The organism is Kitasatospora sp. NBC_01250, assembly GCF_036226465.1.
In the GTDB taxonomy this organism is placed as follows: Bacteria; Actinomycetota; Actinomycetes; order Streptomycetales; family Streptomycetaceae; genus Kitasatospora.
In genome coordinates, this window is sequence record NZ_CP108476.1 from 2,074,231 (window position 1) to 2,087,129 (window position 12,899).

General features: G+C 73.9%; 12 protein-coding genes. 4 read left to right on the plus strand and 8 right to left on the minus strand.

Features of this window, described 5'->3' with window-relative positions:
* Positions 1-59: 59 nt before the first annotated feature.
* Both OG500_RS08400 and OG500_RS08405 read right to left on the minus strand, forming a co-directional pair.
* A complete protein-coding gene (locus OG500_RS08400; protein WP_329578234.1) occupies positions 60-542 on the minus strand; it encodes a GNAT family N-acetyltransferase in 483 nt (160 codons plus the stop codon).
* Positions 539-1,393, minus strand: a complete 855-nt coding sequence (locus OG500_RS08405) for a protein kinase domain-containing protein (RefSeq protein ID WP_327065786.1) — start codon at positions 1,391-1,393, stop codon at positions 539-541. The genes OG500_RS08400 and OG500_RS08405 overlap by 4 nt, the downstream gene beginning before the upstream one ends.
* A 477-nt stretch (positions 1,394-1,870) precedes the next feature.
* Between OG500_RS08405 and OG500_RS08410 the strand changes: the two genes are divergently transcribed.
* Complete coding sequence (locus OG500_RS08410) at positions 1,871-2,881, plus strand: GlxA family transcriptional regulator (protein WP_329578239.1); 1,011 nt, start codon at positions 1,871-1,873, stop codon at positions 2,879-2,881.
* An 83-nt stretch (positions 2,882-2,964) separates the two neighbouring features.
* Positions 2,965-3,600: an isochorismatase family protein gene (locus tag OG500_RS08415; protein ID WP_329578242.1), complete on the plus strand. Its 636-nt coding sequence runs from the start codon at positions 2,965-2,967 to the stop codon at positions 3,598-3,600.
* A gap of 26 nt (positions 3,601-3,626) precedes the next feature.
* Here OG500_RS08415 and OG500_RS08420 read toward each other — a convergent pair whose 3' ends face one another.
* Entirely contained in the window at positions 3,627-4,229 is a 603-nt protein-coding gene (locus tag OG500_RS08420; protein WP_329578244.1) for a TetR/AcrR family transcriptional regulator, read from the minus strand.
* Positions 4,230-4,299: 70 nt separating this feature from the next.
* Here OG500_RS08420 and OG500_RS08425 point away from each other — a divergent pair, with 70 nt between their 5' ends.
* Positions 4,300-5,208, plus strand: a complete 909-nt coding sequence (locus tag OG500_RS08425; RefSeq protein WP_329578247.1) for an NADP-dependent oxidoreductase — start codon at positions 4,300-4,302, stop codon at positions 5,206-5,208.
* Positions 5,209-5,393: 185 nt separating this feature from the next.
* Positions 5,394-6,971: a hypothetical protein gene (locus tag OG500_RS08430; RefSeq protein ID WP_329578250.1), complete on the plus strand. Its 1,578-nt coding sequence runs from the start codon at positions 5,394-5,396 to the stop codon at positions 6,969-6,971.
* 155 nt (positions 6,972-7,126) lie between these two features.
* On the opposite strand, the gene OG500_RS08435 is transcribed toward OG500_RS08430, so the two are convergent.
* From OG500_RS08435 to OG500_RS08455, 5 genes are all read right to left on the minus strand, one after another.
* The gene (locus tag OG500_RS08435; protein ID WP_329578256.1) at positions 7,127-11,002 is read right to left on the minus strand and encodes a LysM peptidoglycan-binding domain-containing protein; all 3,876 of its coding nucleotides are present in this window, start codon (positions 11,000-11,002) and stop codon (positions 7,127-7,129) included.
* Positions 11,003-11,184: 182 nt separating this feature from the next.
* Positions 11,185-11,634, minus strand: a complete 450-nt coding sequence (locus OG500_RS08440; protein WP_329578259.1) for a hypothetical protein — start codon at positions 11,632-11,634, stop codon at positions 11,185-11,187.
* Positions 11,635-11,713: 79 nt separating this feature from the next.
* The gene (locus OG500_RS08445) at positions 11,714-12,196 is read right to left on the minus strand and encodes a TadE/TadG family type IV pilus assembly protein (RefSeq protein WP_329578262.1); all 483 of its coding nucleotides are present in this window, start codon (positions 12,194-12,196) and stop codon (positions 11,714-11,716) included.
* A gap of 29 nt (positions 12,197-12,225) precedes the next feature.
* The gene (locus OG500_RS08450; protein ID WP_327065805.1) at positions 12,226-12,615 is read right to left on the minus strand and encodes a TadE/TadG family type IV pilus assembly protein; all 390 of its coding nucleotides are present in this window, start codon (positions 12,613-12,615) and stop codon (positions 12,226-12,228) included.
* On the minus strand, positions 12,612-12,881 hold the full coding sequence (locus tag OG500_RS08455; RefSeq protein WP_327065806.1) for a hypothetical protein: 270 nt from the start codon (positions 12,879-12,881) through the stop codon (positions 12,612-12,614). The genes OG500_RS08450 and OG500_RS08455 overlap by 4 nt, the downstream gene beginning before the upstream one ends.
* Positions 12,882-12,899 lie beyond the last annotated feature (18 nt).

The window sequence follows — 12,899 nt, forward strand, 5'->3', positions numbered from 1 at the left end:
GATCACCGCCGCGCCGAGGAGAGCTGTTCCATGGTGTTCTCACTTCTCGGGGGCTGGCCTCAAGCCGGCCGGAAAGGCAGGGGCGCACTCGGCCGGATGACGTAGATCTCGAACCCGCCGACCGTGCCGGCAGGGGTGAAGCCGGACTTCGTGAGGACGCGCCCCGAGGCCGCGTTGTCCGGGTGGTGCTTGGCGCGGACCTCCGGCAGACCGAGGGAGCCGAAGGCCAGGGCGAGGATCTTGCGGACCCCTTCGGTGGCGTAGCCCTGGCCCCAGGCATCCACGCGCAGGATGTAGCTGACCGAGGCTCCAGGGCCGTCCAGGTTGAGCTTGATGACGCCGAGGAGTTCGGCGCGCACGGCGATGCCAAGGATGTACCGCATGCGCGGCCTCTGCGCTGCGGCGGCCATCGCGGCAGCCAGGTAGCGCAGCGCTTCGGCTTCGTCCATCGGTCCGCGCCCGAGGAAGACGGTCGATTCGGAGCTGTAGATCTGCTGGAGCGCTTCGGCATCCTCGGGGGTCAGCTCACGCAGTTCGATCACGTGTCCAGCGTGCCGATCAGGGCGGCGAGTTCGCTGGCGCTGGGTCGGCTATCCGGCTCGGAGAGCAGGACTTCACGCAGGATGGCCTGCAAGTCCGGCCACCGGGTCACCGCAGCCAGCGGGACACGGCGGGCGGCGATGGCGTCGCGCAGCCCTGCGGGGCCGACGATCCGCCGGTCGATCGCGGCGGCCTCGTAGTCGAGATGCCAGTTCCCCGTGGTGCAGGCCCAGAGCGTTCCGGCCAGGGCGTACACGTCGGCGGCCTGCGTGGTCTCCACGGGCTGCGGGCCGGTGGAGACCCGGGCGGCCAGTTCGGGGGCGGTCAGGTGGACCATGGTTCCGTCGAAGGCCGTCCACGGCGGTGGGGTCCCGAGCTTGCGGGACCACGCGAAGTCGATGAGCCGGACGTCGCCGCTCTCGGTGTGGATGCCGTGCGCCGGTTGGATGTCCCCGTGCACCCACCCGTCCGCGTGGAGGTCGGCCACCGCGAGCGCCAGGGCGACGGCCCCGACCTTGGCTTCTGTACGGTCGGCTTCGCGGTCCTTCCGGAGCGGTCGGAAGACTCGCCAGGTGCTCGGTCCGGACAACCACGGGGTGACGTACCAGACGCCCTCGCCGAACCGGCCGGCGGCCACGGTGTAGCCGGTGAGCCGGTCGAGTACGGCGGCTTCGCGGGCCGTGGTCTCGCTGGCCTCCCCGGTGCCGATCTTGATACTGACCGTGGCGAGCGGACCGGTCGCCTTCCAAACAGCCGAGCCGCGCCGGTCGCTGATCTCCTCCAGCTCGACCGGCCCACAGACGGCCTCCGCGGCCTTCAGGGCCTCAGCGGCATCGGGAGTGAACTCGCCCATTCTCGTACTGCCTTCCACTCACAAGGGATGCGCTCGAACACGTCTCGCCCGTCGTCATCCGCCACGGCAAGCGCCGCCGCGAGGTCGGGCGTTGTCTTCAGAAACGTTGGGTCCAGCGAGCGGACGGACGCCCGCACCGGGTTCAGGATGGCCGGCTGGGTCGGCGGCCTGGGGGCGAGTAACCCGAGCGGCCGGTGGCGGCTGCCGCCCAGGGCCCGGATGACCCGGTAGCGGCCCCTGCTGACATCGTATTTCGTGGCGGTCTGGCCGGAGCCCACCGCCGAGGACCTGTGGAGCGGCCTGCACTGGAAGACCCGCGCCCTGGTCGACTGGGCCGCCGGGCGCGCCTTTGCCTGGGTCGACCCGAGCTGGGGCCTGACGACACCGACTTCGCCACCCTCGACGCCTGGCTGCGGGCGCCCGGTGTCCGGATGTGACAGAAGGGCGTCATTGCGCAGGCGCCGGACGGCGGCAACGATGGGGGCATGCCCACCACCCCGCCGTATCGTCATCGCGGTCTTCCCGGACGTCGACCTGCTCGACGTGACCGGACCGGCCGAGGTGTTCGCGCTGGCCAACCGGGAGACCGGTGGCCGCGCGGGCTATCGGGTGCAGCTGGCGGGGCCCTCGCGCGGCGAGGTCGTCACGGCGGCCGGGGTGCGGCTGCTGGCCGACCTGTCGTTCGCCGAGGTCACGGAGGTCGCCGAGGCCGGCGGGGCGCTCGACACCCTGTTGGTGCCCGGCGCGGTGGAGCTGCGCCCCCAGGGGCCGGTGGCCCGGATCGACGACTCCGTCGTGGCCTGGCTGAAGGCGGTCGCGCCGGGAGCACGGCGGGTGGCGTCGGTCTGCGTGGGCGCGCACCTGCTGGCCGCGGCCGGGCTGCTGGACGGGAAGCGGGCCACCACCCACTGGTCGACCGCCGCCCAACTGGCGGCCGAGCACCCGGCGGTGACGGTGGACGCGGACCCGATCTTCGTCCGGTCCGGGCGGGTGTGGACCGGCGCGGGGATCAGCGCGTGCATGGACCTGACGCTGGCCCTGGTGGCCGAGGACCTGGGCGAGCAGGTCGCGCTCGCGGTGGCCCGGCAGCTGGTGATGTACCTCAAGCGGCAGAGCGGGCAGAGCCAGTTCTCGGTGCCGCTGAGCCGGCCCGCCGCCTCCCGGCGGGACATCGAGGAGCTGCGCACCCACATCGCCGAGCACCTGGACGACGACCTGTCCGCGGCGGCGCTGGCCCGGCGGATGTCGCTGAGCGAACGGCACTTCGCGCGGGTCTTCCGCCAGGAGACCGGCAGCAGTCCGGCCGGCTACGTCGAGGCCGTCCGGGTGGAGGCGGCCCGCCGCCTGCTGGAGAGCACCGACCAGCCGCTGGACCAGGTCGCCGCCGCCAGCGGGTTCGGCTCCGTGGAGACCCTGCACCGGGCGCTGCGCAAGCAGATCGACACCACACCCGCGGCCTACCGCCGCCGCTTCCGCACCACTGGTTGAGCCCTCCTCCGTTCGTCTCCGGGCACACGCGCACGCCGTGCCCCTCTGTCGTCATGCCTGCCCTCTCCGAAAGGAATCCTGCGATGACTGCTCCCCTGACCCCTGTGACCCCTTCCGCGACGCTGCGCGAGGTGATCGGCCTGGACGGCCGGCTGCCGCGGCTCGCCGACACGACACTCGTCCTGATCGACTTCCAGAACACCTACACCACCGGGGTGATGGCGCTGGAGGGTGCCCGGGAGGCCTTGGCGGCCGGTGCCCGGCTGCTGGCGGCGGCCCGCGCCGCGGGCATCCCCGTGGTCCACGTCGTGAACGACGGCGGCGAGGGCACCCCGTACGACATCCGGGCGGAGATCGGCGCGATCTGCGCCGAGGTCGCGCCCGTCGACGGGGAGCGCGTCGTGGTCAAGCAGTTCCCCAACGCCTTCCACGCCACCGACCTGGAGAAGGTGCTGCGCGAGCTGGGAGCCGGGACGGAGCTGGTGCTGGCCGGCTTCATGACGCACATGTGCGTCGCCTTCACCGCCCAGGGGGCGTTCACCCTCGGCTACCGCCCCACCGTCGTCGCCGAGGCCACCGCCACCCGCCCGCTGGCCGGCCCCGACGGCACCGTACTGCCCGCGGCAACGCTGCAGGCAGCAGCGCTGACCACGATCGGTGACCTGTTCGGGACGGTCGCCGCCACGGTGGCGGAGCTGACGGCGCCGGGGCTCGGGTAGCGGCGCCGGGCGAGGCGGGGGCGGGCTCAGACCGCGGCGGGCGGTGCGGTGGCGGGCGGCGCGGCGACCTTCCAGGCCGCGTCGATCATCTCGAAGATCTCGTCCACCGCGGCCGCCGGCTCGGCGGCCTCGCGGGCCAGGGAGTAGGCGTCGATCACGAACCTCGCGAGGGTGCGGGCGGCGGTCGTGGTGAGGGGGAGGTCGGGGGCGGCGGCCAGAGTGGTGGCCAGGGAGTCGGCGTGGCGCAGTCGCATCGACTCCTCGTACGCGCGCAGGGCGGGTGATTCGTCGATCATGCGCCAGACCGGGGCGGCGCTGTCCGCCGTGCAGTGGCGGACCAGGGCGTGGATCTCGCAGCGCAGCGCGGGGATGAGCGGCTCGTGCGGCGGGCGGTCGGTGACCGCTCGGGTGAGGCGCTGCTCGAAGTCGTCGTCGCGCTCGAAGACCAGGGCCTCTTTCGAGGGGAAGTGCGCGAAGAGCGTGGTGACGGCGACGTCGGCCTCGGCGGCCACGTCACGGATGCCCACCGCGTCGTACCCGCGGTCCAGGAAGAGCCGCAGGGCGGTGTCCGCGATCTTCTGGCGGGTCGCCGCCTTCTTGCGCTCGCGGCGTCCGGGCGGCTCGGTCATGCCAGGACACTAGCAGATACGAATCAATAACCGTTCCAAAACACTAACCGTTAGTGCTACGGTCCACGGCATGAAGAAAGTGAGCTTCGCCGAGTTCGGCGGTCCGGACGTTCTCCAGCTCGTGGATGCCGAGGAGCCCCACGCGGGCCCGGGGCGGATACGCATCGCGGTGCGGGCAGCAGGCGTGAACCCCGTCGACTGGAGGATCCGCGAAGGCCAGATCCTCGGTGCCCACCCGATCACGTTGCCGGCCGGGGTCGGGCTGGACGCCGCCGGGGTGGTGGACGAGGTGGGCGAGGGCGTCGACGGGGTCGCGGTCGGCGACCACGTGTTCGGCGAAGGCGCGGACACCTACGCCGAGTTCGCCGTGCTGTCGGCCTGGGCCCGGATGCCCGAGGGCCTGACGTTCGAGGAGGCGGCCGGGTACCCCTCCGTGGTGGAGACGGCGCTGCGCATCATCGGCCAGGTCGGCGTGCGGTCCGGGCAGACGCTGCTGGTCAGCGGCGCGTCCGGGGGTGTCGGATCGGCGGTGCTGCAGATCGCCCGCGAGCGCGGCATCACGGTGATCGGCACGGCCGGGGCCGCGAACCAGGACTACCTGCGCGGCCTGGGCGCCCTCGCCACGACGTACGGCGAGGGCTGGGTCGAGCGGGTGCGGCAGCTGGCGCGTCGGGCGACGGGCCGGGTCGACGCCGCCCTCGACCTGGCCGGCTCGGGGGTGATCCGCGAACTCGTCGAGCTGACCGGGGATCCGCGGACGGTCGTCTCCATCGCCGATCTCGCCGCCCCGGAGCTCGGCGTCCGCTTCTCCGGCACGGCCGGGAGCGTGCCGGCGGCGCTCGCCGAGGCCGTCGGCCTCATCGCGCGGGGAAGGCTCCACATCCCGGTCGAGCGGTCGTACCCGCTCGCCGAGGCCGCGGCGGCGCACGTCGACAGCCGGGCCGGCCACACGCGCGGGCGCCGGGTGGTGATCCCCTGACCCGTACAGGGGGAGCGACTTCGTGAGCAGTGGTTCCTGGGGAAATGCCGAGGTCAGTGGGCCTTGACGGCCGGTCATATATGGCCGGTGCGCTGTCCTGTCGGCCGGGCTGCGGCGACACCACAATCGGTGCCATCAGTGCGCCCTGCCCCCAGGAACCGCGCACGCCACCACAGGAAGTGATCATGAATAGGACCCTGAAGAAGGCCGCGCAACTCCTCACCGCGCCGACCGTTGCCCTGACCCTCCTGGCGCCCGTTCTCGCCGCCGCCCCGGCCAGCGCCACCCCGGCCAGCGCCGCGACGACCGACGCCTACACCTTCACCAGCCCGTACGGCACCCTCAACGCGACCGGCAACAACGACGGAAACCAGATCTCCGTCACCCCCGACGGCACCAACTACACGAACTGGCGACTGATCAAGCTCGGCGACCCCGGCACGTTCGACATCGCCAACACCTCCTCCGGCAAGTGCCTCTACGCCTCACAGCCCGCCATCCAGCAGTCCTGCGGGAAGACCGGCGAGGAGTGGCACTTCCGCCCCGTCGACGGCAAGCCCAACACCTTCGGCATCATCCGCCGCGACGACACCACCGGCACCGAGTACTGCATGGACAACCGGGGCGGCCTCCACCTGTGGGGCATCCTCGCCCAGCCCAACGCCTGCAACGGCAGCACCAGCCAGGAGTGGACGATACCCGCCGCGAACGCGGCCGAGGCCAGGAGCCTGGCGCTCGACTACTACAGCGACCTGTGCTCCAAGAAGACCTCCACCTGCTCGTGGACGGAGAAGTCCGAAGGGCAGCCCGAGGCCCTGCCCCGCCAGCCCGCCTCCTCGGTCTGGTACAACGACACCAGCGCCACGATGAAGCAGATCTTCACCACGATCTACCACTCCGGCTGGGCACAGTCGTACTCCGCGGGCGTGTCCACCTCCGTCGGCGTCTCCACCCCGGTCCAGGCGATGATCAGCAGCCAGCTGACCGCGACGCAGACGTACACCTCGGACGAGTCGACGATCAACGGCATCGCCGTGGACGTCCCTTCCAAGAACTATGCCTGGGTCGACTTCGCGGCCGTAGGCAAGAAGGTCACCGGCACCTGGACGTTCGACACCGACAACCAGCCGTGGACGACCGACGCGACCGTCACGGTCCCGGTCATCAACTCGACGGCCGGCTCGACGATGTATGTCGCCCACACCGGTGAGACCCCTCCCGATAGCGGCACCACCGGCGCTGACGTCAAGCCCACCGCCATCGCGACGACCGCATCGGCCGTCATGGACGTGCCCAAGGGCGGCAAGCTGACCGCCGTCAAGGGCGGCGTCAAGGTCAGCGACGCCGACGGCGCCACGATTGCGACGGTCATGCCCGGCACCGTCACTGACGCCAGCGGTGTCACCCACAAGGCAGATCTCACGGTCAACGGCGCTACCGTCACCCAGACCATCGAGGGCGTCACCGGCGACACCGTCACCGGCACCATCGCGCCCCCGACCTTCTCCCTGGGCGACGGCAACCCCATCGCTTCCGCCGCCACCGAGAAGAGCGTCCGTATGGTGGCAGTGGCGTCCTACAAGGCCGCTCCCGCCTCCCAGAGCAGCGACGCCCACGACAAGTGCATGGCCGCGAAGATCGGCACCAGCATCGTCAGCTCAGGTGTCATGGGCCTCCTGGGCGGTCCCCCCGGAGTGGCCATCGGCATGATGACCGGCGCCTTCAGCGGCATCGTCATGGGCGCCGTAACCTGCCCGAAGTAGTCCGAACCGCACCGTCCGAACCACCGCGCCGCCACCGACGGATCGACGGCGGCGGGCGGCGGGCGGCGGGCGGCGGGCGGCGGGCGGCGGGCGGCACCAGGCGGCTCTCGTAGCCGGCCTGGTGCCGCCCGTCGTCGTCGTTCAGGGACTTGAGGTCACGGGCTGGAGAGGAGGTCGCGCAGGAGGGCGACGGTGTCGGGGTCGAGGCTGCGGCCGGTGCGGCGGCTGAGGGCGTCCAATCGGTTGACGGCTTTGAGGAGCTGATCGCGGGCGCCGGCGGAGGCGTAGGCGTAGAACAGGTCGCGGTGCAGCAGTTCGACGTCCGGGGCGACGGCCAGGCCGCGGAAGACCGCGGCCTCGGCGCTGCGGTGGTCGCCGTACTGCAGGCGGCGGGCGGCGAGTTCGTGGGCGGTGTCGACCACGGCGGCGAGCATGTCCTGGCGCGCCGTCTCGGCCCAGCCGTAGCCGACGGTCGGGGTCTCGGCGAACGGGGCACCCCGGACCAGGGCGAGCGCGTGGGCGAGCGCGGCGTCGGCGGTGGTGCTGGTGCTGCGCATGCCGCGGCGGTAGAGGCTGCGGAACTCGTCCCAGTCGCAGGTCACGGTGGGGGCGAAGGCGTAGCAGGTGCTGGCGTCCTGGGAGTCCTGGCGCAGGAAGGCGCGGCCGTCCGGGTCGCTGCCGATCCAGTCGGCCAGGGCGGCGAGGGTGGCCGGCGGGGCCTGGTCCGGGCGGGCGTGGTCGCCCGGGTGCAGGGCGCGGTCGACGGCCGCGGGGTCGGTGCCCGGGTGCAGGGCGAGGTAGGCGGCGAGTTCGGTGAGCGCGGGGACGGCCGTGGGTTCGGCCGCGCCCGTGGGGCCGAGCACGTCGACCGGGCCGAGCAGGCGCACCCGGGGGGTGGTGCGGATCGCGTGCGCCTCCGGGGAGCGGAGGATGGCGAGCAGGTCGTCGGCGTCGGTGCGGGCGATCACCGTGCCGGGCACGGGAGTTCCGCCCGCCGGGGTGGCGGGGACCGGCTCGGGCCGGAACGGGACCCGCGGGTCGACGCCGCTCGGCGCGGGGGCGGGCTCGTGCGTGGGGGCGGGCTCGGCGTCGGGCGCGGGCTCGGGGTCGGCGTCGGGAGCGAGGTCCGGGGCGAGGTCCGGGGCCCCGGTGGACGGTTCGACAACGGGGAGCTCGGCGGTGCTCTCGGCCTCGGACGCGGACTCGGGCATCGACTCGGGGATCGACTCGGGGATCGACTCCGCCTCGGCCACCACCTCGGCCTCGACCACTGGCTCGACGGTGGCGTCGACGGGCGACCCGGCTTCACCGGAGGGCAGTCGACCGGCGAACGGCGACAGACCGGGCAGCGCGACCGGAGCGGGCGGCACCGACTGGCCGCTGCTCACCCGCAGGCCCCGCCCGTTGACACCGTGCCGGGGCCCGACCGGACCGACCGGACCGACCGGACCTGCCATCCCGCCGCTCCCGGCGCCGACGGCGGGCAGCGCGCTCGCGGTCGGCGCCGGGAGCGGCACCGGACGCACCACCGAGACCGGCGGCGTGCCACCCCCGGGCGAGGCCGCCGGGTCGACGGTGGCGAACGGGCTGGCGCCGGTGCCGATCACCCGGGCGATCAGCCGCGGCCCGGACTCCGGCGGCCCGTCCGGCAGCGAGCCGCCGATGAACGGGGCGGCGCCCGCCCCCACGCCCGCCAGCACCGGCACGGGCCTGGGGAGATCGGCGGGCTCCAGCTCCGCGCCGTCGACCGTCCAGGCGGGGGCCGGGTGCTGGGCGGTGGAGGCGGCGGTCTCCAGCACCTCGGTCCAGTGCCCGTACTGCTCGTCGGTCAACCGCTGGAGCTGCACGCCGAGGTGCAGACCGGGCAGGACGGCCTGGCCGCTGCTCGGCAGGGTCCAGCGGGCCACCGGACCGGCGCCGCGCTCGGGCGCCCGGGCGATCACCGCCAGGCAGGTACGCGGCCGGCCGTCCAGCAGCCGGCCGAGCTCCGACGGAACGTCACCCATCGGCGCCTGGGCGGAGAGCACGATCTCCGGCACCCAGGCGTCGTCGGCGTGGCCCCGGCTGCGCGCGTCACGCGGATGCGCGGCGCCGACCGCGACCAGCGAGGAGCGGGCCCGGGCGGTGCGGGTCTCCAGCGCGACGAGGGCGGCTTCCAGGGTCGGGTAGCGGTGCACCCGGTCGGCGACGGTGTCGGAGACCGGCAGGTCCTCGGCGAAGCCGACCAGGTGCAGGCTCAGCTTGTCGGCGAGCCGGCTGTGGGCGAGTTCCAGCGCGAGGGCGCGCAGCACGCCGCGTGCGTCGTCCGGGTGGCCGGCCAGGTGCATCAGCCGCACCGTCTCCAGGTCGGCGAGGACCGTCGCACCGTCGGGGGCCGTGCCGAGCGCGACCAGGGCCGGGTAGGGCGCGGGCACCTTGGCGGCCTGCACGGTGGAGAGCAGGTCGGTGGAGTCGGCCGAGCACCACCAGACGTTGGCGGCGTGCGCGGCCCGGAACGGCGCGACCGGGACGGCCGGGGCCGCCAGGTGCAGCTCGACGGTGCCGCCGGTGGTGACCCGGACGGCGGCCAGCGCGGGCAGCCGCTTGCCGGTGCGGCTGACGTTGCGGGCCATGGTGCGCAGCGAGCGGTTGAGCAGGTCGAGGCCGGTGCTGTTCTGGCGGGTCCGCAGCTCGGCCTCGAAGGCGGCGGCGGGCGGGGTGGGCATCGGGATCCGGTGCCGGGGGCGGCGGGCCCGCTGCTGCGCGCCGCGCCGGTGCGCCACGGCGCCGACCAGGACGGCGGCCAGCAGCACGCCGATGCCGGAGGCGGTCAGCGCGGCGGTGTAGTCGCTGAGCGAATCGTCGCCCCCGGAGCCCTGGTGCGCGGTCTCCTTCACGGACGGCTTGACGGACGGCTTGACGGACGGCTTGACGGACGGCTTGACGGACGGTTCGGCCGACGGCTTGGCGGACGGCGCGGTGGAGCGCGGCGCGGCGGGTGCCGGGGCGGCGGGCGCCGGTGCGGACTGCGGCGCAGGCGCCGACTGCGCCGGGGCCGCCGGTGGCGCGGGGGCGGCGGGCGCGCCCGGGATGTTCAGGACCATGCCCGGGACCACCATGTTCGGATCGTCCAGTGTCTCGCCGTCCGGCGCCCGCACCCCCTTGTTGGCGTCGAACAGCTGCGGCCAGGCGTCCGAACTGCCGAGCTCGCGCTGGGCGATGGCGGAGAGCGTGTCACCCTGCTGGACGGTCGCGGTGGCGTGCCGCTCCCCCGACTGGCCGCCCGGCTGGGCCTGGCCGCCCTGCTGGCCGGTCGACTCCGGCGCGGCCGGCCCGCTCGGGCCGCCGCCCGCGGCACCGGCCGGCTTGGCGTCGGCGGGCATCAGCAGCTGCCAGCCCGGCTGGATCGGCCGGTCGGCGTCGAAGCGCTCGCCGGAACCGTCCATCACCCGGCCGGCGTTGAGCGTGGCGATCTCCTGCCACCGGTCGCCCGAACCCAGTTGGTGCTCGGCGATCGACCACAGGCTGTCGGCCGGGCGGCTGTCCCGCACGGTGTAGGTCGGCTGCTGGGGCTGCGGGTCGGCGGCCGGCAGCGCGAGGTGGTCCGCGGTGGCCGGTGCCGCCGCCAGGGCGGCGTACTGCGGCGCGGCCACCAGCTGGGCGGGTGCCGCCGCGGCGGCCAACTGCCCGGGTACACCGGCCGCGAAGGAGGCACCGGCCACCGGCAGCAGCGCGATCACCGCGCCGACCAGGCCGGCCGCCATCCGCTGGCTCCAGCCGAAGGAGGGGATCCGGCGGGCCACCCGGCCGCGCAGCTGAGCCGGGATCTCCAGCAGGACGGAGCAGGCGAAGCAGGCCCAGCCGAGCCAGCCGATGCCGACCAGCGCCCAGAGGAAGAGCCGCCCGTCGTCCGGCGTGGTCAGCACCTCGCGCAGGCCGGTGTGGCCCTCCCCGCCCATCGCGGCCACCGCCTGGGTGCCGTACAGCAGCAGCGCGGGCACCCCGACCAGCAGCAGCGCGAGCACCAGCAGCGCCCCGAGCGCGGCCGGCACGGCGCGCAGGGCGCTGCGACGGCGCGGCTGCGGACGACGCGCCCCGCCACGGCCGGCGCTCCCCCGGCCGGCAGCGGTCCGACCGCGGGCCGTAGGGCCGGCCGTGGTCCGGCCGTCGGCAGGGTGGCCCGCGTCCGGGGAACTCCCCGTTCGGGCACGGACCTTGGCTCGTGGTGCGGCCATCAGGCGCCTCCCGTGTTCTCGCGGCCGTCCACCACCGTGGCGGAGCCGGATCCATGGACAGTCAGGGTCGGTGTGTCGAACAGCCCCAGCAGGGCGGTCCGGTACGTCGTGTTGATCACGACGGTGATGCTGGTGGCCGTGGCCGGCGGCGGGTTCGCCGGATCCGGCGGCTCGGCCGACAGGCCGTACGGCTTCAGGTAGGCGTTGGCGGCGGCGTAGGCGGCGGCCGTGTCGATCCTCGGTCCCTCGCCGCCCAGCAGCGCGGCCTGGTCGATCTGCTGACCGCCGACCCGGGCCGCCTCCGCCGCCAGCGCGTCGGTCCGCTCGATGGCGCGCAGGCGGCCGCCGCAGTCCAGCACGATGCCCAGGAACAGCATCAGTGTGGTGGCACTGAGCGCCACGAAGATCGAGATGGTGCCGCGGTCGCGGCCACCCCGACGGACCCTCACGTCCCCTCCCCAGGGCTTTCGTCCGGCCGTGCTGCCACGGCGCCGTCGTGCTGTCCCGACCTCACTGCCCGTCCCGCTGTCACTGCGAACGGAAGCGGTCGATGACCGATGTGAAGGAGCCGGTCAACGTCACCTCGCCCGGTACCCACACCACGAACAGATCATTCACCTGGACCGGACAACTGACGTCGACCCGCACGCCGTTCAGCGGCACCGGCCCGGCGTCGAGCGGCACCACCGAGGCGTTCACCGTCACCCTGGGGCGGCAGCTGACGCCGTTGTCGGCGAGCGCCTGCCTGACCGCCGCTTCGGCCACCGTCTGCGGGGACTGCCCCGACCGGTCCAGCGAGGCCGTCCGCGCACCGACCCGGGCGGCCTCGTCGACGGTGCCCGACACCGTCTCCAGCCGGCCGATGATGATCGCCAGACTGAAGAGCAGCGCGATGGCGGGGACCAGGATCGCGGCCTCGATCGCGAGGCTGCCCCGGTCGGCCGCCCCGGCGGGCCGCGCGCCCCCGTCCGCGCCGCGCACGCCGTCCGCGCCACTCGTCGCACCCGCCACCGCGCACCCCCTCCCCTCCCGTCGCGCCGTCATGGCCCGACATACCGTTCGATCGGCGCCTGCGCGCGCTGGGAGACCGTCAGACCGTCGAACCCGGGCAGCAGGAAGAGCGGGTGGATGTGCACGGTGACGGTGATGGTGTCCGCGGTGCGGACCGGACGGTCCACGGTGGGGGTGCCGAGCAGGCCGCGGAATCCGTCCAGGAAGGCCGTGGCACGGTCGGTGGCCGCCTGGTCGGTGCCGCCCAGCACCCGTCCCGCATCCGTCCCCTCGCGCGCCGCGGCCAGCGCCACGCTCTGCGAGTACCAGAGCAGCGCGGTCTGCACCACGAGCATCACCAGGAGCAGGATCATCGGGAAGACGAGCGCGAAGCTGAGGGTGAGCGCGCCCCGGTCGCGTTCCCGACGATCCGCCGTCACTGCGTCGGGATCCCGGTGGGGAGCGTGGTGGGCACGGTCTTCTTCACGGTGTTGCCGAAGCTGCTCACGGCCGCCAGCACGGCGCCCGCGATCGCCACCACGACGATCACGATCAGCGCCATCTCGATGCTGAGCGCACCGCGGTCGCCCTCGGCCCGGGCGGCCTTGGCCCGCCCGCCGTGGATCCGCAGCAGCGCCGCGCCGAAGGTCACGGGCAGCAGCAGGGGCAGCAGGAACTGCTGCGCCAGGATGCGCAGGGTCTTCATGGTTCGCTCTCCTCGGGG